The organism is Proteus sp. G2626 (genome assembly GCF_009915985.1).
In the GTDB taxonomy this organism is placed as follows: Bacteria; Pseudomonadota; Gammaproteobacteria; order Enterobacterales; family Enterobacteriaceae; genus Proteus; species Proteus vulgaris.
Window position 1 is genome coordinate 173,059 of record NZ_JAABNH010000007.1, and the last position, 23,223, is coordinate 196,281.

At 37.0% G+C, this 23,223-nt stretch carries 20 protein-coding genes; 14 read left to right on the forward strand and 6 right to left on the reverse strand.

Annotated features, from left to right (window positions below):
* Nucleotides 1-2 precede the first annotated feature (2 nt).
* A complete protein-coding gene (locus GWJ05_RS03260; RefSeq protein WP_036934244.1) occupies nucleotides 3-200 on the reverse strand; it encodes a hypothetical protein in 198 nt (65 codons plus the stop codon).
* Between the two features lie 475 nt (nucleotides 201-675).
* Here GWJ05_RS03260 and GWJ05_RS03265 point away from each other — a divergent pair, with 475 nt between their 5' ends.
* The 7 genes from GWJ05_RS03265 to GWJ05_RS03290 all read left to right on the forward strand — a co-directional run bounded on the left by GWJ05_RS03265 (nucleotide 676) and on the right by GWJ05_RS03290 (nucleotide 7,085).
* Nucleotides 676-936 (forward strand): ogr/Delta-like zinc finger family protein, encoded by a 261-nt coding sequence (locus GWJ05_RS03265; RefSeq protein ID WP_036934245.1) that lies wholly within the window; start codon nucleotides 676-678, stop codon nucleotides 934-936.
* 272 nt (nucleotides 937-1,208) lie between these two features.
* Entirely contained in the window at nucleotides 1,209-2,273 is a 1,065-nt protein-coding gene (gene dhaK, locus GWJ05_RS03270; RefSeq protein WP_036934246.1) for a dihydroxyacetone kinase subunit DhaK, read from the forward strand.
* A gap of 30 nt (nucleotides 2,274-2,303) precedes the next feature.
* On the forward strand, nucleotides 2,304-2,936 hold the full coding sequence (gene dhaL / locus GWJ05_RS03275; protein WP_087803387.1) for a dihydroxyacetone kinase subunit DhaL: 633 nt from the start codon (nucleotides 2,304-2,306) through the stop codon (nucleotides 2,934-2,936).
* 25 nt (nucleotides 2,937-2,961) lie between these two features.
* Nucleotides 2,962-4,413, forward strand: a complete 1,452-nt coding sequence (dhaM, locus tag GWJ05_RS03280) for a dihydroxyacetone kinase phosphoryl donor subunit DhaM (RefSeq protein ID WP_087803385.1) — start codon at nucleotides 2,962-2,964, stop codon at nucleotides 4,411-4,413.
* A gap of 660 nt (nucleotides 4,414-5,073) precedes the next feature.
* A complete protein-coding gene (locus GWJ05_RS18660) occupies nucleotides 5,074-5,205 on the forward strand; it encodes a hypothetical protein (RefSeq protein ID WP_257474733.1) in 132 nt (43 codons plus the stop codon).
* A 136-nt stretch (nucleotides 5,206-5,341) separates the two neighbouring features.
* Entirely contained in the window at nucleotides 5,342-6,028 is a 687-nt protein-coding gene (locus GWJ05_RS03285; RefSeq protein ID WP_036934251.1) for a hypothetical protein, read from the forward strand.
* A 475-nt stretch (nucleotides 6,029-6,503) separates the two neighbouring features.
* Nucleotides 6,504-7,085: a common pilus major fimbrillin subunit EcpA gene (locus GWJ05_RS03290; RefSeq protein WP_036934253.1), complete on the forward strand. Its 582-nt coding sequence runs from the start codon at nucleotides 6,504-6,506 to the stop codon at nucleotides 7,083-7,085.
* Between the two features lie 74 nt (nucleotides 7,086-7,159).
* On the opposite strand, the gene GWJ05_RS03295 is transcribed toward GWJ05_RS03290, so the two are convergent.
* From GWJ05_RS03295 to GWJ05_RS03305, 3 genes are read right to left on the reverse strand one after another with little or no spacing between them, the layout of a single operon-like run.
* Nucleotides 7,160-8,437 carry a sigma-54-dependent transcriptional regulator gene (locus GWJ05_RS03295; RefSeq protein ID WP_036934256.1) on the reverse strand — a complete coding sequence of 426 codons (1,278 nt, stop codon included), beginning with the start codon at nucleotides 8,435-8,437 and terminating at the stop codon, nucleotides 7,160-7,162.
* A complete protein-coding gene (locus tag GWJ05_RS03300; protein WP_161681055.1) occupies nucleotides 8,415-10,790 on the reverse strand; it encodes an ATP-binding protein in 2,376 nt (791 codons plus the stop codon). Before GWJ05_RS03300 ends, GWJ05_RS03295 begins: the two co-directional genes overlap by 23 nt.
* Before the next feature lie 57 nt (nucleotides 10,791-10,847).
* On the reverse strand, nucleotides 10,848-12,125 hold the full coding sequence (locus tag GWJ05_RS03305) for an ABC transporter substrate-binding protein (RefSeq protein ID WP_036934260.1): 1,278 nt from the start codon (nucleotides 12,123-12,125) through the stop codon (nucleotides 10,848-10,850).
* Between the two features lie 300 nt (nucleotides 12,126-12,425).
* On the opposite strand from GWJ05_RS03305, the gene GWJ05_RS03310 reads away from it, so the two are divergent.
* On the forward strand, nucleotides 12,426-13,763 hold the full coding sequence (locus tag GWJ05_RS03310; RefSeq protein WP_036934261.1) for an MFS transporter: 1,338 nt from the start codon (nucleotides 12,426-12,428) through the stop codon (nucleotides 13,761-13,763).
* A 65-nt stretch (nucleotides 13,764-13,828) separates the two neighbouring features.
* On the forward strand, nucleotides 13,829-15,280 hold the full coding sequence (pyk, locus tag GWJ05_RS03315) for a pyruvate kinase (RefSeq protein ID WP_036934263.1): 1,452 nt from the start codon (nucleotides 13,829-13,831) through the stop codon (nucleotides 15,278-15,280).
* 103 nt (nucleotides 15,281-15,383) lie between these two features.
* Here pyk and GWJ05_RS03320 read toward each other — a convergent pair whose 3' ends face one another.
* Nucleotides 15,384-15,800 carry a Rap1a/Tai family immunity protein gene (locus GWJ05_RS03320; protein ID WP_036934265.1) on the reverse strand — a complete coding sequence of 139 codons (417 nt, stop codon included), beginning with the start codon at nucleotides 15,798-15,800 and terminating at the stop codon, nucleotides 15,384-15,386.
* Between the two features lie 285 nt (nucleotides 15,801-16,085).
* On the opposite strand from GWJ05_RS03320, the gene GWJ05_RS03325 reads away from it, so the two are divergent.
* The 4 genes from GWJ05_RS03325 (at nucleotide 16,086) to GWJ05_RS03340 (ending at nucleotide 20,224) form a co-directional block, all read left to right on the forward strand.
* The gene (locus tag GWJ05_RS03325; protein ID WP_224215390.1) at nucleotides 16,086-17,273 is read left to right on the forward strand and encodes an ROK family transcriptional regulator; all 1,188 of its coding nucleotides are present in this window, start codon (nucleotides 16,086-16,088) and stop codon (nucleotides 17,271-17,273) included.
* Between the two features lie 39 nt (nucleotides 17,274-17,312).
* Nucleotides 17,313-18,614, forward strand: a complete 1,302-nt coding sequence (locus tag GWJ05_RS03330; RefSeq protein WP_052038428.1) for a hypothetical protein — start codon at nucleotides 17,313-17,315, stop codon at nucleotides 18,612-18,614.
* Nucleotides 18,615-18,641: 27 nt separating this feature from the next.
* The gene (locus GWJ05_RS03335; protein WP_161681057.1) at nucleotides 18,642-19,802 is read left to right on the forward strand and encodes an MFS transporter; all 1,161 of its coding nucleotides are present in this window, start codon (nucleotides 18,642-18,644) and stop codon (nucleotides 19,800-19,802) included.
* A gap of 155 nt (nucleotides 19,803-19,957) precedes the next feature.
* Nucleotides 19,958-20,224 (forward strand): DksA/TraR family C4-type zinc finger protein, encoded by a 267-nt coding sequence (locus GWJ05_RS03340; RefSeq protein ID WP_103005107.1) that lies wholly within the window; start codon nucleotides 19,958-19,960, stop codon nucleotides 20,222-20,224.
* Nucleotides 20,225-20,320: 96 nt separating this feature from the next.
* On the opposite strand, the gene GWJ05_RS03345 is transcribed toward GWJ05_RS03340, so the two are convergent.
* Entirely contained in the window at nucleotides 20,321-22,057 is a 1,737-nt protein-coding gene (locus GWJ05_RS03345) for a pyridoxal phosphate-dependent decarboxylase family protein (RefSeq protein ID WP_036934271.1), read from the reverse strand.
* Between the two features lie 692 nt (nucleotides 22,058-22,749).
* Between GWJ05_RS03345 and GWJ05_RS03350 the strand changes: the two genes are divergently transcribed.
* Entirely contained in the window at nucleotides 22,750-23,199 is a 450-nt protein-coding gene (locus tag GWJ05_RS03350; protein WP_161681059.1) for a hypothetical protein, read from the forward strand.
* The last annotated feature ends 24 nt before the right edge of the window (nucleotides 23,200-23,223 follow it).

Genomic DNA, 23,223 nt, shown 5'->3' on the forward strand with positions numbered 1-23,223 from the left:
TATTAGAAAGATGTTTCCTCTAATACATAAGAAAAAAGTTGAAGATCAAGACAAGCATCCATGCTTGCTTGATCTTCGATTTCCGTTATTAACATCCGTTGTTCTAACGTTATATTATCTCGATGCCATCCTTGAGCAATCCAACCCAAACTAAACGCCATTAGTGCAATCCATGCATATACCGCTAGAGTGTTGGACATAACTTAACTCCTTCGTCATTCGAGACAAAATTGAGATAACCTGAATTTCTTTTATTTGGTATATATGCAATACCCATTTGCGATAAACAATAAGCGATTCGGTTATATTACTGCTAACTTCCTTGTTAATTTGTAATAGACATCCTTGTCTATTGTTTTCTACTTACATTAAAATCAACAAACAATAAACAATAAATTCAATAAGTTGATTATCTCCATATGATTTAATGTGAAGCTATTATCTATAAAGTTTGTATTTTAGGCTAGTAAGTTTGTTCGGTTATCATCGGTTAAACCTTAATAACCGATGATAACCGAACTTTACACACCCAGAAAAACAAGAAAAGTTGTTTAACAGCTCTTTTAATCACGTTTAAACAAAGATTTATATAAAAAACAATAAATAGGCTGGTTATAATACAAATTTCAGCTAATATAGAAGGCATCAGATAGTCTATAGCAAAGAGAAAATGATATGCGTGTCTTAACTATTTTTTGTCCTGAATGTGGTGAAAAAGCGCTTATAAAGAAAAGTAATCGCAAACACAAAGAGTTATCCGATCTCTATTGTGCCTGCCGTGATCCTGAGTGTGGGCATACCTTTGTTTTAAACTTAACCTTTAGTCATACATTGATGCCAAGTGCAAAAAACAAAGATACGTTGTTATTCGATGTTATCAAAAACCTCTCTCCAGAACAGAGAGAGAAAGCACTCACTCTTTTGCAAGGCATGTAGCCATCACGATCAGATACTTTCTTTTTCATCTATTTTTATGATCTTGCTCCCATTCTGACAGGTTATTTGACGCACCTATTTTTATAGAAAGATAAATGATGTAGATTCATTTTTGAGCTAAATAAAAATAATTCTTATGTTTAAATAAAACAAACACCGCCTATTTATACTGTGTTTGCCAATCCTTTAATAAATAATTTGTCAGCCCCAAAAACAGAAACCTCATTTCTGATTTGAAGACTAAACACAAATTTCAAAATGGAGCATTTTAGATGAAAAAGCTGATTAATCGAGTTGATGATGTGTTATCTGAACAATTACAAGGTTTCGCAAAAGCCCATCCTGAAATCAAACTTCATCCCTCTTCTTTTTATGTCACAAGAAAAGATGCTCCAATAAAAGGTAAAGTTGCTCTGTTATCTGGCGGTGGAAGCGGGCATGAACCCATGCATGCAGGTTTTGTAGGTAAAGGGATGCTTGATGGTGCATGCCCCGGTGAAATATTTACATCACCCACACCTGATAAAATGTATGACTGCGCCAAAGCCATTGATAGCGGTGAAGGTGTTTTAATGATCGTAAAAAACTACACGGGTGATGTGCTGAACTTTGAAACAGCAACAGAATTACTTCATGACGATGGTGTAAAAATCGCAACCGTATTAGTGGATGATGATGTAGCAGTTAAAGACAGTTTATATACCGCAGGACGCCGTGGTGTTGCCAATACTGTTTTAATGGAAAAATTGTTGGGTGCAGCTGCTGAAAGAGGTGACTCTCTTGATGAACTGGTTAAATTAGGTCACCACATTAACAACAATGGTTTTTCTATTGGTATTGCCTTAGGCGCCTGTACTGTGCCAGCCGCAGGAAAACCGTCTTTTACTTTGCCTGAAAATGAAATGGAGTTTGGTGTCGGTATTCACGGTGAACCGGGTATTGATCGCCGTAAATTTACTTCCCTCAATGATACCGTTGATGCCATGTTTAACACCTTAATTGAAAATGGTCACTATCAACGCGTGATCCGCAATTGGGATCGTGAAAATGGCACTTGGTTAGATGAAAATCAAGAAAAGCAGCCGTTAAAATCCGGTGATCACGTTATTGCTTTAGTTAATAACCTTGGTGCAACACCACTATCTGAATTGTATGGTGTTTATCACCATTTGACCCAATGCTGTGAAAATTTTGGCTTAACCATCGAGCGTTCTTTAATTGGTTCTTATTGCACTTCACTCGATATGTCAGGCGTCTCAATTACGTTATTAAAAGCCGATAACGAATTACTTACCTTATGGGATGCGCCTGTTAACACACCGGCGATGGTGAAATAAGTTTTTAATTTTAAGAAAAAGGAACTCGAAATGGCTTTAACTCATGCTCAAATTATTCTTTGGCTAGAACAATGTGCATCACTTTTTGAACAAAATAGTGATTATCTGACAGACTTAGATCGCGAAATAGGTGATGCCGACCACGGTTTAAATATGAACCGTGGCTTTAGAAAAGTGCTGGAAAAACTACCTGAATTTGAAAGCCAAGATATTAGCTCTATTCTTAAAACCACAGGCATGACATTGCTTTCTAACATTGGTGGCGCAAGTGGTCCTCTATTTGGCACTTTCTTTATTCGCGCAGCAAAACCGACGGCTTCATTACAAAACTTAGAACTCAATCAACTTGTTGAAATGGTAACTGAAGGTGTAGAAGGTATTGTGAGTCGAGGAAAAGCAGAGCCCAATGACAAAACCATGTGTGATGTTTGGTGGCCTGTGGTTGAGTCATTAAAACAATCTAATACACAAAATCTTTCTATCGAAGAAGCCCTCGCCCAAGCACAAATTGTGGCCGAAAAAGCCGCTGACAATACCATTCCTATGCAAGCCAGAAAAGGACGAGCAAGCTACTTAGGCGAACGTAGCATCGGACATAAAGATCCTGGCAGTGCTTCAGTGGTACTAATGATAAAAGCGCTTGCTAATAGCATTAATGCATAGCTGACAAATAAATAAAAGGTCTACCATGATAAATATTGTTATTGTTTCTCATAGTAAACATCTCGCTGATGGTGTGGCAGAACTTGCCAGTCAGATGATTAATCCTACTCACTGTCAACTTGCTGTTGCCGCCGGTATTAATGATGAAGAACATGCGATTGGTACGGATGCCGTTAAAATTATGACGGCGATTGAATCTCTTTCGCAGGCACAGTCTATTGTTGTGATGATGGATTTAGGCAGTGCCATATTGAGTGCAGAAACCGCAATTGAACTACTTGAACCAGAACTCGCTGAAAAAGTCACGCTCTGCTCTGCACCATTAGTTGAAGGCACTCTTGCTGCCGTCGTTGCCGCCTCTTCTGGCGCATCTTTAGAAAAAGTCATTGAAGAGGCCACAAACTCGTTATACCCCAAAAAAATTCAGCTTGGTGAAAACTTTGTTCAGCCTAAAAATGACATTAATGCGCCTGTCAAACTTCAGGGTAAAGAGGCAAGTTGGGTAGTACGTAATCCTCATGGTTTACATGTAAGACCAGCGGCCACCTTAGTGGAAATCCTTTCTACCTTTCAAGCTGATTATCAATTAGTTAAAGGGAATAGACGTATTAATCCTCTCAGTTTAAATCAGCTTTCATTAATACAAATTCGCCAAGGCGATGAAATCACTTTAATTGCCTCGGGTGAGCAAGAAGATGAAGCAATCACCGCCTTTCTTGAACTCGCTCAAAATGGCTTCGGTGAAGCGTTTTCTTCTGATCCTGATACCACGACACTAAAAGGTATTTTAGCCCCTATCGCCCAAATTAAAGCCCCTGCTTTTATTTGGCATGAAACTGAATTGTCACCCGTAGAAAATCTATCTGAACCAATTGATATTGACGATCAAATCATAAAATTTAATCATGCCATTAAAAACACGTTAAACGATCTAAAGCAACATGCTAATAAAGCGAACCAAATTTTAGGTGAGCATATAGGGGCTATTTTTAATGGCCATATCATGATGCTAGATGATGATGAGTTAATCGCGAGTGTGATTGATCGCATTAAAGAAGAGAAGATCAGCGCTCAGCAAAGTTGGTCTGATGAAATACAAGAAAGGATACAGTTGTATTGCGCACTCACAGATCCTTATTTACGAGCACGTGAACTCGATCTTCGTGATCTACGTAATCAAGTACTTTATCAGTTACAGGATAAAACTCGCCCAAGCTTTACCCCTTCACAACCCGCTATTTTAGTAGCAAAAGAGCTTTTTCCTTCTACTTTAATTCAATTAATTGATAGTCAATTAGTCGGTATTGCTTTAGCGAAAGGTGATGCTCTCTCTCACAGTGCTATTATTGCAGCTGAAATGCACTTACCAATGTTAGTCAATTTAGGGCCTTCTCTATTAAAAATCACTGAATCACAAAAGTTAAAATTCGATATCAATAAGGGTGAATTAGTTATTGAACCTATAACGTCGTTATAAATCTCTTTTTAAATTAACCGCATAAAAAAACCCGCACAATCATGTGCGGGCAAGTCAACAAAATACACGATGACTATTAATAAAATAAAGAAAATATATTGATTAAATATTTAAAAGAAAATGAATTTTAATATTTAATAAAATAATAACACTTGATTAATTTATTAAAAGAGCCATAAAAATCCATTTATAAAATATATAATTAAATTATTTTCATACTCAAAAAAGACTCATCCTTAAAAGAATGTGTATTTTTGATAATCAAAAAACAATGTTAAATAATGACTTTCCATGCTTCATACAATACAAGCCATAATTAGATTGTAATTAATTTTATTTAATAAAAAATACGCCTCTGCTGTAGATAAAAAACACCATCATTCTCTCTCCTGATGCCAAGATTAATTTTGATTTAAGTACTTTTATTATGTCGTTAAATGTCAATGAAGCGGGTCTGGCTACACAAATTAAAGCACGCTCATAGATATTAGGAAAATCAACGGTCAATAATATTTCCTCTGTCACAACCTATAATTTAGGGGGCTATAACAATAAGATGAAACAGCAAAAAGATAACACTAACAGTTATTTTTCTATTGATAGCATTTGGAGTTTTGCAGAAAACCACTTAAACCTGAGTGCAACGGCGTATGGGCAACCATGTCTGCACTCAATAGCAGTAAAGTTTACGGGATCCCCTATGATAATAATTCCTCATCCAAAGTCAGTAATACACAGCTTTCGTTAATGCCGATCACTGTTTCCTTACCCAGTGCCGGGGAAGTACAATAAATACCGTACTACTCGCGGAGATAAATTGAGTGTTTATACCCGTTTTGCATTTAATCCTACATTATGCAATCGAGATTAACGGTATTATAGTGTTGTTTATTACTGATTATTAAAAACAACGAATTAAAGAGATAGAATGAAAAAAATATTAACATTTATTAGCACATTAACACTCTCAACACTGGTATTTTCAGCCCATGCGCTTTATGTTGGCTCTGAAGTTTTTACTCTTGAATCTGATAAATCTTTTTTCTCTCGTACTTATCTTAATAATACTGATAGAACAAACCTTTATAAAATTCATGTCTATAAAATAGAAAAGCCGGGAGGTAAAGAAAAAGATGAAAAACAACTTCCTATAGAAGATGGTGAAATACTTTACACTCCTCTGCAAAAAGTATTATTACCTAATGAACATGAGTTTTTTAAATTATTTTATAAAGGTGCTAAAGATGATAAAGAGCGTTATTACCGTATTATTATTGAAGAAACACCGGTTAACTTAGTACCTTATCAGGAAAACAGTAAGCAGCCTTTAGTCGTTCCTACTGTTGGGTTAAATACCGTGATGGTTATTCGTCCTCGTGAAATGAAATTCACTTATGATCATAATAATGTTGCTGGCACTATCAAAAACACAGGCAATACTTATTTTCGCTTACTGTTAAATGATAAGTGCGATTCTGATGAAGAAAATGCCAAGATATTACAGCTATTACCCGGCGAAAGTTACCAACACCCTTGGTTAAAGAAAGAGCATAAGCAGTTTATTATTGCTTTTGACCGTTATATTGGATTAGAAAATAACTGTGCTTCAAACTAACAAAACTATAATGGCAAAACTCAAGGTAGCCTATCAGGCTACCTTTTTACGATTAATGTAAGTATTTTTACCCATTCAATAATCTTCTCTACCCTATTCAGCCTATTCTCCCATTTGAAAGAAAATGTAACTTGGTTAAATATATAATTTTTATAAATACATAATTAATTAAATTATTTTATATTCTGTCATATTTGTCATTTTTAATTTTCAATTAATTATCACAAAAAGACAGCAATACAAACATAACCACATGATAATAAATAACTTTACATTATTAACGATAAAGCTATTTTTATTACATTTTATTCCTATTTTTTTATGATGTTTTAAATAAACTATTTTTTCAATTCATTCTATAATTTATCTAATGAATCATCTTTTTTAGATAATCTAAATTTTATGTATAAACTCATGAAAAAGACTTTTTAGCCGATATTGCTATTAACGTCGATTTACTCTGTAGGAATAAACCATGAAAAAATACCACGTATTACTTAGCTTATTACTGACGGCTTTCACGACAACAACAACCTTTGCCAATACTTCATCAGTACAGACAATTGCAAATTGGCATGCCACAGCAATAAAGAAACCCCAGAGTGAATTAGGTGTAACCCCTTTAAATGCCCTGCATTTTGAAGTCACAGAAAATAACCGTTTTAATGCACAAGATGGCGCTTTTGATATCACCGTTAAAGATGCTGAAGGGGCAACAGATTTTAAATTAACATCGAAAATTATTAGTAATGAACTTAAAAATGCGACAGATAATTCAGTATTAATAGTAAAAACAGACTGGAACGGTAAAACATTATCAAATAATCAAGAAACCGTTATTCTTGATAACCAAAAAGGTATTCATCATGGGCTGATGCCAGCAAATAAAGCGTCAGAGAAAAGTGAGCTAAAAAGTCTTCAAAGTGCTTTTTTATTTAATGTCATCAATGGTTCTCAATCTGTAGCATCATTACCTGAAGGTTTATGGGAAGGCGCTTTGCGCATTGAATTTACCAGCAAGTGGGCAGGCGATTTTGTGACACTAGCGACAAGATAATTCAAGTAATGTATCTTAAAAAAATGTGAAAGAGCGCCAGTATGGCGCCTCTTTGTTATGCAATAAAACGTAAATTAAACCTTTGGTTTATAGCTATCCTTATCAAGGTCGTGCTTTTTCATCCGTAAATACAATTTTTTACGTGGAATACCTAAATAATCAGCAACATCACTGACGCGACCCGCAAATAAATATAACGCATCTTCAATTAATCGACGCTCATATTCATCTACAAGATTATCTAAAGGGCCTTCAGGTGGAATAATCGCTCGGTGTTGTTCACTATCTACCATTTTCACAATACCTACCGCATAAAGCTCAGCGACATTTCGTAATTCGCGAATGTTACCTGGCCAATCATAACGTTTTAAAATATCAAGATAGTTACGATCAATTTTTGGGATGGCAATACCGAGTCGCTGTGCACTTTGTCGTAAGAAGGCTCTAAATAATGGAATAATATCAGGACGTCTTGCGCTTAAGGGAGGCAATGAAAAGGTAATTTGTGAAAAATAGTAATAGAATTCAGGTATTAATCGCCCTTCCGTCACCAGTTGTTGTGTATTATTTTCTAAAATCGCAATGGTTCTAAAGTGACGCTTTCCTTGACGTTCCATATCCAGCAGATAAGAACTTAACCAACGCTGTGCTTCTGATGATAAATCATATGGAGAACGTAAAATTAACGTACCCACTCCATCAGTTTCAATTTGAACAATAACCTGTTTGATATCGGATAAATTTTGACAGTCTACCGTTTGGATAGCTTTATCACTATGTGGACTTAACTCATGTAGCAATTGAGCAAGAAGGTGACGCCCTGTTCCCATCGCACCTTCTATCATTAAATCTTTATCAATATCCGCAATTTGTTGTACTTGTTCTCGAATCGCCGTAATTTGCGCACTGTCTCCCACTAAGCGCTCTTGTGTGGTGCTTATTACGGTGTTTCTAAGGGCGAGAATAGATTGACGCTCTTTATGTGCTTTTGCGACTAATTCTAAAAAAACAGGGGGATTAATGGGTTTTTCAATAAAATCATAAGCCCCTTTTTTTACCGCTTCCACAGCCAATGGTATATCGCCATGTCCGGTGATCATGATGACGGGAATACGAGAATCGATTTGCTTAATGCGCTCAAGTACCTCCATACCATTCATTGCGGGCATATAAATATCGAGCACAACAGCCCCTTGCCACTCTGGTGTTAAAAGGCTTAATGCTTTTTCAGGCGAATTAGTCACTCTGGCAACCATACCTGCAAGGTTAAGTAAATGACGATAAGATTCAAGAATATCTTCATCGTCATCAATTAATAAAACATCAATATCAGGCATGAGTGATTGTGTCATCAGTAAACTCCAAAACGACCATAGCGCCGCCGTTTAACGCTGAGGCCAAGTAAATTTCATAACCAAACCGTTGCATAATAGAACGACAAATGGATAACCCTAACCCTAACCCCACATCTTTTGTTGTGGTAAACGGGGTAAATAATTTTGGTAAAACAGCGGAATTGAACCCTTCTCCACTGTCAGAGATCCCCACTAATTTTCTTTTAGGATCAACAGATAAAAGGTCAATGGTGATCTGACTTTCACCAACACCGGCAATTGCATCCATTGCATTAACAAACAAATTAACCAAGACTTGCTCTATTTGCGTCGGATCGGCACAAATAGTTAATTCATTAGGGATATTATTCGTAATGATACACTGCTCTCGTTTAGAACGAGACTCAACCAGCACCATGGCGCTGTCCACAAGCTCTTTTAATGGTGCTGAAACAAAGCTAATTTCAGATGACGATTTACGTGAAAAATTACGTAATGCAGTGATAATTCGATTCATTCGTGCACAAAGCTTCTCGATACGCTCTATAGAATCAGGCAATTGATCATATTTTTCCATCTGTATGGTGAGTTTTGCACTGTACAGATAGGTATTGATTGCTGAAAGGGGCTGATTAAGCTCATGAGCAAGGCTTGTCATCGCTTGCCCAACAACCGCCATTTTGGCAGCTTGAACCAACTCTTCTTGGGTCTGAATTAAATGTTTTTGTGCTTGCTCACGACGCACAATCTCTTCATTTAATTGCTGGTTTTTATCCTGCAAATCTTGTGTTTTTAGGGCCACCAGCCGTTGAAGCTCTAATCGACTTAACTCTTGGCGCGTAATATCGGTGATAGTCACAATATATTTATGTTCGTCTTTATGAGGGTATTCACGAATATTAAATTGTAAGAAATGAGGCTCACTCGCTTTTACCATTCGAATGATGCATTCACTTTGTCCTAAACGATAAAGCGGACTTGTTGAACTAAATTGCGCTTTCAACATAGTACTGGCTTCACCACTAAATAATAACCAAAGTGGTTTATTACTTTGCTCTTTACCTGTACCTAATAACGTTGCAGCACTCGGATTAACGGTTTCCATTCTGCCATCGTGGTGACAGGTAATTAAACTCGCATCGGTGTTATTGATAAGATTTAACGCATTAGTCGCTTCAACTTCTTTCATTTGACGCCAAAAACGACGAAGTCGCCGGCTTAATAAACCAATTTCATCTTGCCCCTCAATGAGCATTGGTTCTGTTAAATTGCCTTTAGCCACATGCGCTAGGTCATCACTGAGTTTATTCAACCTCGCAATTAATCGTCTATCAATCAAGATTTTCATCACAATAATACTGAGTAATAAAGAGACGACAATAATCACCACAATAACGATTTTTCCCGTCGCCATCAGTTTACGCGTATTACCATTGAGCTCATTTAACACTTCACTGGTCGCAAAAACATTACCACTTACCGCATTATCAAATTGTGATAATTTTTCATTTAATTCAGGTGCTAATGCTTTGAGTTTTTTCTCATTTTCGACATCATCAATCAATGTGTTATAGATATCGCCGTCATAACGAGTAATAGCGATGATCTCTTGTAATACCTGACGATGAGCAATCGTCGACGGATAGCTTTTTAACTTCTGATTTAACGAAATAATTTCATCGATTTTGACACTAATATAGTGAAAGGCGACATCAATATCACGGCTATAACGTTGATGAGCAATTTCCTCAACTAAGCTAATTAACTCATTTTCCGTGGTAAATAACTCTTGTAATAACGTTGATTCTAATAACAGTTGTAAACTATTTTCCTGTACATTTTTCTCATTGATCATTTGGCTGACATGCCACTCGATTTCATTAAGTAGTGGCTTAATATCTTCGCCGACAGCATCATGCATCCACGCTAGTTGCCCTAATAATTGTGCAAGACGATTTTCTAATTCACGTCGTTTATCTAGTAATACATCCTGTTGATAAATTAACGATGATAATTCATCAACAAGTTGAGTATAAAAATCACGTTGAGGCTTTTGCTCAATAGGAAATTCGCGCAAATTGTCTAATAACTGATGAATTTCCTGTTGTTGTTGCTCTGAAATCGATTTTCGTTGTGTTTGTTCACGCTCTTTTAATAACATTTGTAAATTGGTGCTATAACGCTCCATGTTATAGCTGATGGTTAACATGGGTAGAGATTCTCCCACTGACGCATTAATTTGTGTCGCCAGTTTTCCCCACATAAAAAAGATAATCACCCCAATCAGTAAGGTGAGTAAAAAACTAAAAGTAAACGCCATATAAAGGCGTCTACCTAGCTTGCCAAATTGTTTAGGCACTAATAATTTCATCCGTAATACCCTTCATAAAAACAGCGCTTCCTGCTATATATCTGAACCACAAGGCGGTTAGGGTGATTTTGTCTCTTTCAATAAAGCCAGTGCTTGTTCAAGTCTTTCGGCCTCTAAAGTACGCCATTGATAAAGCACGGCTAAAGCTTGATCGGTATATTCTCGTTGGTCTGCTGCTTTTGTAAAAAGTGCCTGTAAAGTTGGCGAATTAGCCTCATTTTCACTAATAAGCACTGAACTTGCTATATTGCGTGCTTGACTAATCGCATCAAGCCGTTCTGGCGTTTGATCTTTTTGTCTTTCTGCTTCATGAATATCACTCCAAACTTGACGCATTAAAGGGAAATTATGGGTGATCATTTGATCAAATAAAGCGTTGACTACTTCACGGCGATGATAAGCTTTATTACTATCTAAAATAAAATCTGTTGAATCAGCTAATTGAGAATTAGTACTTAATACATTTTCACTTAGCGGGATCTTTGCCATATCACTGTTATAAACAATTTCCTGCCCCTCTTCGGAAAGAAGGAAAGAAATAAAAACACCTGCTTCAGCGTGCTTATCACTTTCAGCTAAAATAGCAACATAAGCGGGTAAAATTATTGATTTATCAAAATAGTCGAAATCAATAAAATCAAACCGTTTTTGATGGTTGAAAGCATAATTATCAATTACAGGCCCTGCACCAACAATCCCCCTAGCAACAGCATCACTGACTCTGGCACTTCTCGCTGATATTGATGCTAAATTACCATTCAATTCTAATAGGATTTTCCAACCTTCTTCCCAACCATTTTCCTGTAAAATATTTTCGACCATTAGTTGTGTCGTGCCAGAATTAGCGGGTGTTGTCATCGTTAAATGACCTTGATAAATAGGAGCAGTGAGATCTTTCCAACTTTTAGGTGATGGTAACTGATGTTTTTGTAAATACTGTGTATTACTAATAATCCCAATCCCTGAATAACCAAACGCCGTTACCTTATCGTTTATAATACTACTGTGCTTTAATAACCAATCAGGGGTTTCATATTTAATAGGCAAACGAGAAAGCAAACCTTCTCTATCAAGATGATGATAAAAATTTGCAGAAGAAGACATTACAATATCAATAGACTGATAAGGATAATTTTTTATTAATCTTTCTGCAATCTCAACACGTCGATAAACAACTTGTGTTTTAATATTTGGATATTTATCAGCAAAAGCTAGCATTAATGGGCGCATTACTGTATCTGAATGTGTAGTCAAGATAACAAGCCGATCATCTTTTGCATTTGCGCCGAAAATAAAAAACAAACAAAAGAATGACAAAATAAGTTTCCCTTTCATTTTCCCCACCATAGAAGTTTTCTTAGAATTGTGCTCAGGATCATAAATTTAAAATTTCATGATAATTATTTTATTTCGATTGTGAGTCAACTATGACCCAATCTTTTTTGAGATACGCTTATATTCTCTTCTTTTGATACTAATATAAATTACCTAGATTACAGTTTTAACCCATCGAATTAAGGTAATGTGTCAATCATGACTCATTGTTAACGTTTTGCTGTTATTCCTTCCTACTCGCTAGTATTCACTCCGACTAAAAACTTTCAGCTTTATCTATTTTTTTTCGGAGCTATCTATATGTTTAATTTCTTTAAAACAAGAAAAGATCTCCCTCTATTAGAAGAATCTAATGAAAAGATCAGATCAATTTATAAAAAATACCAATGGCAGGTTTTTATAGGGCTTGTTTTTGGCTACGCCATGTTCTATGTAGTTCGAATGGCACTCGGTGTGGTAAAAAAACCGATGCTAGATGCAGGTATTGTAACAACAACTGAACTCGGTTTAATGGGTTCTGCGTTCTTCTTTACTTATGCATTTGGTAAGTTCTCTAACGGCTTCTTATCCGATTATGCGAATATTGGACGCTTTATGTCCATCTCGTTAATTGCTTCCTCAATTACCTGTATTTTTATGGGGATGTCAACGGCCGGCCTATTTTTCGTCCTATTATGGGGTATTAACGGTTGGTTCCAATCTGTCGGTTCAGCACCTTCTTGTGTCTCTATCTTCCAATGGTTCTCACCAAAACAACGCGGTAGTGTTTATTCTATCTGGGGTGGCTCACGTAATATCGGTGAAGCTATTACATGGATCTTGACTGCAACCATAGTGAGCTTCTTTGGTTGGCGCGCAGGCTTTATCGGTGCAGGTATTGCTAGTTTAGCTGCTGGTATTATCTTACTAATGTTATTAAAAGATCGTCCTCGCACTTATGGTCTGCCAGATCCAGCAACTGCATTCGGTGAAGAAGCTGAGTTTGCTAAAAGTAGCGATCCAAAAGAAACACGCCGTGCACAATTATTCATATTAAAACAACCTACTGTATGGATCATTGCCACAGCCTGTGCAGCAATGTACGTCTCTCGCTACGCAATCAGTTCATGGGCTGTTCTTTATTTACAAGGTTCAAAAGGCTATTCACTGATTGACGCTGGTTTTGCCATGTCAACTTACCCAATCGCTGGTTTCTTCGGTGCAATCTTAGCAGGTATCACATCAGACAAACTGTTTAACGCTAACCGCCATATTCCAACACTGATTTACGGTATTGCCAACATTGCAGGTTTTGCACTGATGTTCTGGGGTCCACAAAGCCGTGTTATGGATGCAGTTGCATTAAGTATGATTGGTTTTGCAATTGGTGGTTTAGTTGTGTTTTTAGCAGGTTTAACCGCTTGTGACCTGATGCCGAAAAACGCAGTAGGCGCAGTAAAAGGCTTTATCGGACTATTCGCCTACATTGCAGCCTCAGCACAAGAATTAATTTCTGCATCATTAATTAAAGTCACTGAAATTGATGGTGTAACTCACTATGACTTCAGCACAGTACAGTATTTCTGGATAGGTTCTGCCATCGTATCCATGATCCTCGCAATGATGGTCTGGAATGCGAAAAAAGTTACCATGGATTAATGAATTAATTAAGTTGTCATCAAGGGATACCGTTGGGTATCCCTCTTTAAAAAGAGAATGTCATTATGCGTAAGACAAAAATTGTTGCGACTCTTGGCCCAGCTAGCTGTTCAGAACAGATGATTGAAAAGCTGATTATGGCAGGTGCTAACGTATTTCGTTTAAACTTTTCACATGGTACTCGCGAACAGCATCAGGCCACTGCCGCAACTATCCGTCAGGTCGCAGAAAAACATCGTGTATTTATCGGGATCTTAGCAGACCTGCAAGGTCCTAAAATTCGTATCGCTAACTTTAAAAATGATTCAATTCAATTAAAACAAGGCGATAGTTTTATTTTAAATGCAGATTTAGACAGCACATTAGGCGACGAGCAACAAGTGGGTTTGGATTACCCACAACTTGTTCAAGAAGTCACACCAGGGAATATTTTGTTACTTGATGATGGCAATATTCAATTACAAGTCAGCGCCGTCAATAATAATAAAATAGAGACTGTCGTTACTGTTGGTGGAAAATTATCTAACCGTAAAGGGATTAACTTACTCGGTGGTGGTTTATCTGCACCTGCATTAACAGAGAAAGACAAACAAGACATACACACAGCAGCCACTATTCAAGCAGATTACATTGCCGTTTCATTCCCACGTAATGGTGCGGATATTGAATATGCCCGTGATTTAGTGATCGCAGCAGGAAGTCACGCCAAAATCGTTGCTAAAGTTGAACGTGCAGAAGTGGTTTCTTGTGAAGAAAATATGGATGACATTATTAAAGCATCTGATGTCATTATGGTGGCTCGAGGTGATTTAGCGGTTGAAATCGGTGATGCCAGTTTACCGGGTGCACAGAAGCAACTTATTGCACGCTGTCGCGCATTAGGTTGCCCTGTTATTACCGCGACTCAAATGATGGAATCAATGATTGAAAGCCCGATGCCAACCCGTGCAGAAGTTATGGATATTGCAAATGCGGTTGGTGATGGAACAGATGCCGTCATGTTGTCAGCTGAAACGGCAGCAGGGAAATATCCAGTGGAAGCCGTTAGTGCAATGGCACGCGTAGCTGAAGGCGCAGAGCGCTCTTTTGCAGCTAATGCTGAAAACCCTTGGCAATCACCGTCTTACTATTCGCAAACCGGTCGATGGATTGCACTGGCTGCAGCCACAACCGCTTTTCATGACGACAAACATTTAAGTGTCGCCGTATTAACAGAAAATGGCAAATCAGTGACCTTGTTGTCACGTTTTATGCCGAATAACAATGTATATGCATTAACAGATAATCCTGCACTTGCAGGTCAATTGACCGTGTTGCGTGGTGTCACACCTGTTGCTTATCAACGTCATAACAATAGTGATTGTGATGAAAACATCATGCAAAAGCTGCAAGCAGAAGGATTATTAACAGACATGAATTCACTCTTGATCACCCGTTTATCAACCTTTGAGAAAACCGGTGAAAGTGATTGTTGTCACCTTGTTCCCGTAAAACAAGTTGAAGTTGCAATCGCTTGAGTGTTTTCCATCAAGGGGCTTATGAGAGAGGCAACCTGAAGTAAATAACAAAAAAAGAGCACACCAAATCATTTTAGCCACAAGGATTGTGGCTATTTTTCGTTTAGAGACTTCCATCAGCATGGCAAGGATAGGCATCTTGTAATGCCAAAATATAAATTAACTCCAACGGCGTTTCTTTTTGTTTTTTCTTCACTTCAGGATTTTTATCTAAATAAGCATCGATGTGCTTAACCATAAAATCGCCATTTTGTTCTACTTTCGGAGGCGGGCAATAAAGAGGTCGAAAATTATCGTTATTTTGATTCTCAATTTTTACGGCAACAGCATAAAAATTAAATCCATTCGCGATACCATTTAAATACGCTTGTGTCACTGATTCTAGTTGTTTATTAGAAGGATGATCTAAAGCTAATAATCGTTTTACCTCAAGATAACCGCTTAATGTTACTGCCTGCGAATACAGTGGGAATAGCAATAGCATTCCTATTAACCCGTTTAATAACATTACTTTTTTCATGCTAATTTTCTCTTTAGTTCAATAGATATTGATTTCATTCTAGTCATTTTATTGCCCTAAGAATATGTGCAACGAATATATACATTGAAGATCTTTTGGACGATCTCATTATACAAATCAGACTCATCAAATTGTGATCACAAACTCATTTAGGATGGTTTCTAAACTAATTAATCTTTTTATACTTTACAAAGTAAATAAAACGGTGCATAACTATCAAACACAGACGATTTTATATAAAAAAAACATCTTTTAGTTTTGTTTCTAAACAAATGGAGTAGTAACGTGACACCGAACGTACCCAATACATTACGGCAAATGAATGCCTCGCTTGTATTAAATGTCATTCGTCATCAAGGTCCTTTGTCACGGGCTCAGATAGCCAAGATCAGTGGAATTACAAAAGCGACGGTGTCTGAAATTATTAACGATCTCCTTGAAGAAAAAATCGTTTATGAAAGCGGTGTCAGTTCGCCTGCAGGACAAGGCAGAAAAGGTATTTTAGTTAACTTCGATCCTCAACACAGTTTAGGTGTCAGCATTGACTTAGGTGGAACCAAAATCGCTTATGCGGTTTTTAACTTAGATGCCGAATTATTGTATGAATATCAAGAACCTACCTTTGATACTGACGATCGTGAACACTTCATTACGCAATTTGCGCAAAGTATTGAAAATGTGATCGAAAAAAGCGGCGTAGATCGCCAAAAGATCAATGTTATCGGTGTCGCCACACCAGGGATCATCGATATCAAAAATGGGGTTGTACTAGAAGGCTCCCCTAACTTACCTCATTGGGATAATTTGCCTCTAGCACAACAACTTACAGAAAAACTCAATGTACCCATTGTACTCGAAAATGATATTCGTGCAGCACTTGTCGGTGAAATGTGGAAAGGCCGTTGCCGTCATACACACAGTTGTGCGCTGATTGGGATCGGCACAGGATTAGGCTCCGCCTTACTAATGGATGGAAAAGTTATCCGTGGCGCAAACAATGCAGCTGGTGAAATCGGCTATATGATGTTTGCTCGTGACCATCTCTTTCGCAATTGGCGCAATAAAGGATGCTTTGAGAGTTTCTGCTCTGGCTCAGGTTTAAGTGAGCGAATGGCAAACTTACGAGAGGAAAATCTTAGTGCAATTGAGATTATTCAAGCCTCACAACAAGGCGATCCGCTTGCTCAATCCTTAGTTGAAGAAATGGCTGATTATCTTGCCATCGGCATTATGAATTTAGTCGCCATTGCAAATTTGGAAAAAGTGGTATTAACAGGCGGGATCACCCGCTCTGCTGATACCTTTTTACCGCGTGTTCAGGCAAATCTAGATAGACATTTATTTGCTAACACCAAAGTGAATATCGAGCTTTCTGAATTATGGGAAAAAGGCCCGCTTTATGGCATTGCTATTCTCGCCTTAGCCACGGTTTATCCATCAATTCAATTTATGCCCGAGATCCAATTGAGATAACCCTAATAAAAAAGTCTTTAAACGAGATGGGAGCAACTCATGGCAGGAATACATCTTCACCCACATGATATTTTAGATGAAGGCATGCCCGCTATTCTTCAACGCCTTGACGGTATGAAGCATGTTGAGCATTTATTTGTCGAAATTAATACGATTTTTGAACGTAACCCTTACCCTGTTGGTGATCTACCTCATAACCCTATTCATAATATGGTTATGGGAACAGGTACACTACATATCAATACTCATACTGATTTTCCTCATCTGAGCCAACGGGTCGATCCCACTATTTTAGCGGGTGCAGATCCACTAATGACGATAAAAAAAGCCACCGATGGTGGAAAATATAAAGTCATTCCATGGGCAAATATTCTGAATGGCGATTTTATTGGTAATGTAGAAAACAATCAGGTTGTCGATTTTAAAGGTCGTCCACAAGCACATTGGCTCTGCCCTAATGCTCCTGATGTTGCTCAATTATGGCAAAAGACATTCACAGCATTAAAACAAAACTACGGTTACGACACCTTTTTAATTGACCGAATTCGTTTCCCTGATTGGGCAGGTAAAGAAGTCAATCCAGCGGGATTATTTACCTGTTTTTGCCCTCACTGCGAAAAGAAAATGGTACAGCAAGGTTTGCCTATTAACGAAATCAAACATCGTCTTGTGGCTTTAGCTGATTCATTGAAACAAGGGGATTTCGAAACACCTGTTTCCGCATTAAAAGAAGAGCCTTTGTTAAAAGCGTGGCAAGCATTTCGCCAACAAAGTGTGACTCAATTAGTTGAAAAATTACTGTCTGATGCCAAACAAACTGCGGGTGGTATTACGTTATGGCTTGATCTATGGCCACCTGCTTACAGTTGGATCTTAGGTCAAAATTATCATGAATTAACCCGTTATTCTTCAACGCTCAAACATTTCCCTTATCATAAATTAGGGGGAGGTGCAGATGTTCAAGGGTTAATTAATCATTTTGCCCATAATAGCGAAAGCCAAGAACATGCATTTACGGCATTCAAACGCTTATTTGAATTGCCCTATGATATTTCATATGAAACCTTTAAACAGCAAGGTTTTCCTATTCATTTTGTTGCAGAACAAAATAATAAAGTTCGCCAACTTTCACAGCCAAATACCTTTATTTATAGCGGTATTCAAATGTGGAATTTACCTGCCACTCAATTAATTGAAGCAGTCATTGCCGCTGAAGAAAGTGCTTGTGATGACTTACTCTATTATTGCTATGGATGGGCGACTCAAGAATTATTTGATGCCATTGGCGAACACAATACACCTAATAATAACACTTATAACAACAACACAATTAAAGAATAATACACCGCGGAAAATCAGGATCAAATTATGGCTAAACAACAAAAATGGAAAGTCTTTTTCCTTCTGTTTGTCACGATGTTTTTACTCGGTGGCATTCAAAATACAAAAGGGCTGATCCTCGAACAAGTTCAACATGATATTTCATTAAATATGAGCCAAGTAGGTTCATTAATTACCTTTTTCCAAATCGGCTTTTTAGTCGCCAGTTTATTAACGGGCTATTTTACCGATAAAAAAGGGTTAAAAGTCATGATGTTTATTGGCTCATTAATGATGGCTGTTGGTTTAACAGGAACCAGCCTTGCTTTCAACGTGATGCTATTTTTTGGCTTTTATCTGGTCATTGGTTTAGGGATTGGCTCAATGCTTGTCTCTATCGTTACTGTTATTCCAACTTTCTATAAAGAGAAAGCAGGAATGATGTTTAACGTCTCTAACGCCATGTTTGGTGTAGGGATGATTGTTACGCCTCTTATTTTACAATATTTATTCTCACACTCTATTTCATGGCGTACCTTTTATGTTGGTGTTGCCGTTATTGTTGCTGTGATTATTTTAGTATTAAGTACGTTAAAAATAGAAAGTAGCGCACAAGTCGATATGAAATTCAGTGACTTTTTAGAGTTGCTGACACAAAAGTCACTGTTGCTGGTTATTTTATTTATCACTTTATATGTGGCAGCCGAAGCCGCGTTCTTAAACTTCTTCCCTATTTTCTATACCTCTATGGATATTGGGAATATGAGTAATGCACAAAAAGCAGAAACCGCCGCTTATGTTATTTCTAGTTTTGCATTCTTATTTACTATCGGTCGTTTTATTGGTGGCTTTATTAACCTTGCACTGGGTGATCGTAAAACATTGATTTTATTCTCACTGTTCTCGCTTATTGCCATTATTGTTAGCCGTATCTTTGTGCAAGATGTTGTTTATCTATTTATGGTATTTGGTTTTGCATTATCTGTGCTATTTCCAACAGCCGCAGCGGTTGCCACAAAATTAACTAGCAAAAGTGGCTCGGTGATGGGACTTATTTATGTAGCTTCAGGATTGGGCGGAGCGTTAGCAGGTTCATTAATCGGTCAGGTTTCAGAAAGCTATAATGTTTCTGTTGGCTTTAACCTAATAATCGTATTCGTCGCCCTCTTCTTTATCATTTCTCTGTTTATCCGAGAACAACAACAATAACAACAAGCGTTGCCTCTGAAATTTGCCCCTCGGTATGAGGGGTTTTTTATTTCTATCACGATATCTTAAAGTGTATTTTCTCTTTTACTTTGTTGATTTTTTCGCCATCGCCCTAATAATAGTATTTATATTCACTGTTAAAATAGGAGAATATGATGGCAAGTGGATGGGCTAATGATAGTGCAGTTCAAGAGCAAATAGATGCCACCATTGATGATGCAATTGCAAGAGCTCGCAATCAAATGGCACAAGGTGAAAGTGCCGAGTTTTGTGATGAATGTGGTGAGCCAATCTCTCCGGCTAGGCAAAAAGCCGTTCCTGGTGTACGTTATTGTTTAAATTGTCAGGAGATGGTTGATAAAAAAAATAATGCCTTTAGTGGGTATAATCGTCGAGGTAGTAAAGACAGCCAACTGAGATAATCTGCAATCATAAGCATATAAAATAAAAACTGTACCTTAATATGCGTTTCCTCGATTAAAGTACAGTTTGTTTTATTGAATTAGACGGTTATTGAATTAGATTTTTGCGACCTTCTTTGAGCTCATATCTTGACTCATTTCGGTTAAAATCTTCATAAAATTATCGATATGTGCACGTTCAGTATTTGGGTTCATAAATACTGCTTTCTCACCCGGAAGATAAACATAACGGTTATTTTTCGCATATTTAGAGCAGGCAATAGAATCCACCCAGTTAGTAAACAACCCTTCTCTACCACGCTGTAAGAAAAGTTTTCTATGCCACTGTGTGTTATGAACCATAAAGTCATATGCCTCTTTATCTGTAGAACACGTTAACTCTAAATCAAAAGCAACATTAGGATCTTTCACTAAGTTTGGATCATACAGTTTAAAACCAACACTTGGACCTTGGTTTTGCGGTACGATCACTTTTGCATTACCCATCTCTAACAACCGATGGCGCATGTAGTTCGCGTTTTGCAAACAGTGAGCAATAATGGTTTGGTAACCCTCAATCCCCATATAGTGCATTGCAGAATAAGCACCAAAGATACCCACACCACTGCGTGTACATTCAATAGTAGATTGTAAGTGAGTCTGCCCTTCTAATTCATGTTCAAAATAAGTGAAGTTTTCTGGATCGTTCTCCAGTGCCACAAAATCATGACCATTTTTCACTAACACTAAACTTGAAGTGTAAGGAACATAGCCCCATTTATGGAAGTCGATAGTCACAGAGTCAGCATATTTCAGATGTTTAAATTTCTCAACGTTCTGACGTAAGCCTTCTAAGGTGACATCATTAATCGCCAGTGGGTTACCACTAAAATCATATTCTAAGAAGAAGATGATCGGCCAGCCCACAGCGGCATCAACGTGCACGTGAGGCTTAACAGGGATCTCAAACTCTTCACATAAGCGGTCACGTAATTCACAAACCCCTTTCACATCATCCACACCAAAGGTATCTGTTGTCCCTGTGGTTAACATGATAGTTGGAACTTTGCACTTAACAGTAAAGCAGGCTCTTAATTCACGCTCTAAGTGCTCTAGATTAATGGTATTATCTTCAGATACTTTAATACGAATAGTTTTGTTATCTACATCAACACCTAATAGTGCAAGGTTAGTCATGTTTGAATAATGACCGCCTTGAGAGTTAATGATGCGATAGTCTTGATCTGCTGCCATACCTGAATGTTTAGAATTAGGCATGGATTTACGTAACCCAAAGAGATAACCATATAAGTTACACATGGTGCCACCTTGTGTGAATACACCGGAAGCAACGTCAGGATCGTATCCCACTAATTTAGCGACTTTTTTAATTGTTATTTTTTCTAGTGCATCTGCAACACCAGAATATTCACAATACACCATATTCGGGTTACCCATTAACCCTAAAATTGAACCATAAACACCTGGATCACTTGGCATTGCAATTACGTTTTCAACTGCGAGTGGATTTTCCCAGTTTTTACATAACGTTGAAACCAACATCAGCAATTCATTAGGATCGTTTTCTGGGTAATTAATGTTTTGCTGAATTTGTGTATCAGCCATTAAACGTTCAAATAATTGTGCTCCATTAGCATAGCGCTGTAATTGGTCGTTATCATTATTCGTTGTTTTTCTAAACTGTGTAATCGATTGGATTGTTTTATCCTGAAATATCGGCCAATACTTCGGATCTCGGCTGAAAAAGTGAGCAATAACGTCGTGGTATTTCTTCTCAAATTCCGAGTTCAGAATATTGGCAGAAGATAAACCCAATAAATCTTGATTTTTCACTATATTCTCCAAATAGAAACCGACAATAATTTAATTTAGTTGCACAGCAATACTATACATTTTCTAATTAAATTAGTTAGTGAGCAATGTGATAACGTCTACCACATAGCCTATAACGGCTTAATAGTATTTATTATTAATATCAATAATTTATATTGACACGGAAAGTTAAATTTACAGCCATTAACTTTTCATCAATGTACTTATGTGACTGAGATCACAATGAAAATAGGACTATAAATAGAAACAATCACCAACAATACTATTAACTATTTGAAATATAATCAAAATACAATAATAACCATCTAACCATATGATATTATTGAATTCTTGATTCAATTAATTGTATTAATCTGTTATTTCCGCAATTAATACTGCTAAAATTATATTAATTTTAATTAATGATGAGAAAATCAAACTAAAAAACTACTATATTTTCAACAATCAGCAAATTAATTCTAATTTAAACAATTTTTAGGCATAAAATATTGGTTACGGGTAAAACAAAGGTAGTTACATACGAAAATATAAAGAAAAAAACTATTATAGTGAATAATTCTGGATATAATAAAAAAATCAGTTAAAGTAAAAAATAGTAACTCTAATAAATAATCAGAATATTTACTCTACATTTTTTATTTTTTTTGCCGATACTAAAAGTAATAATGTAGGTAATTAACGGGGAACACAATATGAAAACACGTATCGCTATCGCGACTGTATTCGTATTATTATCCGCAAGTGTCTATGCTGAAGAATTTACCTGCCAACTTGAAAATGGTAAGTATGTCAGCGTGTTCGCTGAACAGGGAAACCCCCCTGTTTATCGTTATGGCACACTGGCTAAAACAGAAATCACACTACCCGTGCCTCAACAACCTAATAATAATGTCTTTTATGGGCATCAAATGTTCGTTGCTGGAGCATCGACTTACATTCGATTTAAGAATGGAAATTACAGCTATGTCGTTTATGACGGTGAAGGAAGAGGATGGAATTTTAACGGCGTAATTGTTTATAAAGACAACAATATTATCAGCAAAAAAGAGTGCAAAGAGCCGTTAACACCAAGCCTAGATAATATTAAAGATTATGCCATTAAAATGGACCCTTATTTAGAAACTTATATCTATGCACCATAAATTCCATCAAAAAGCCTCAGTTGA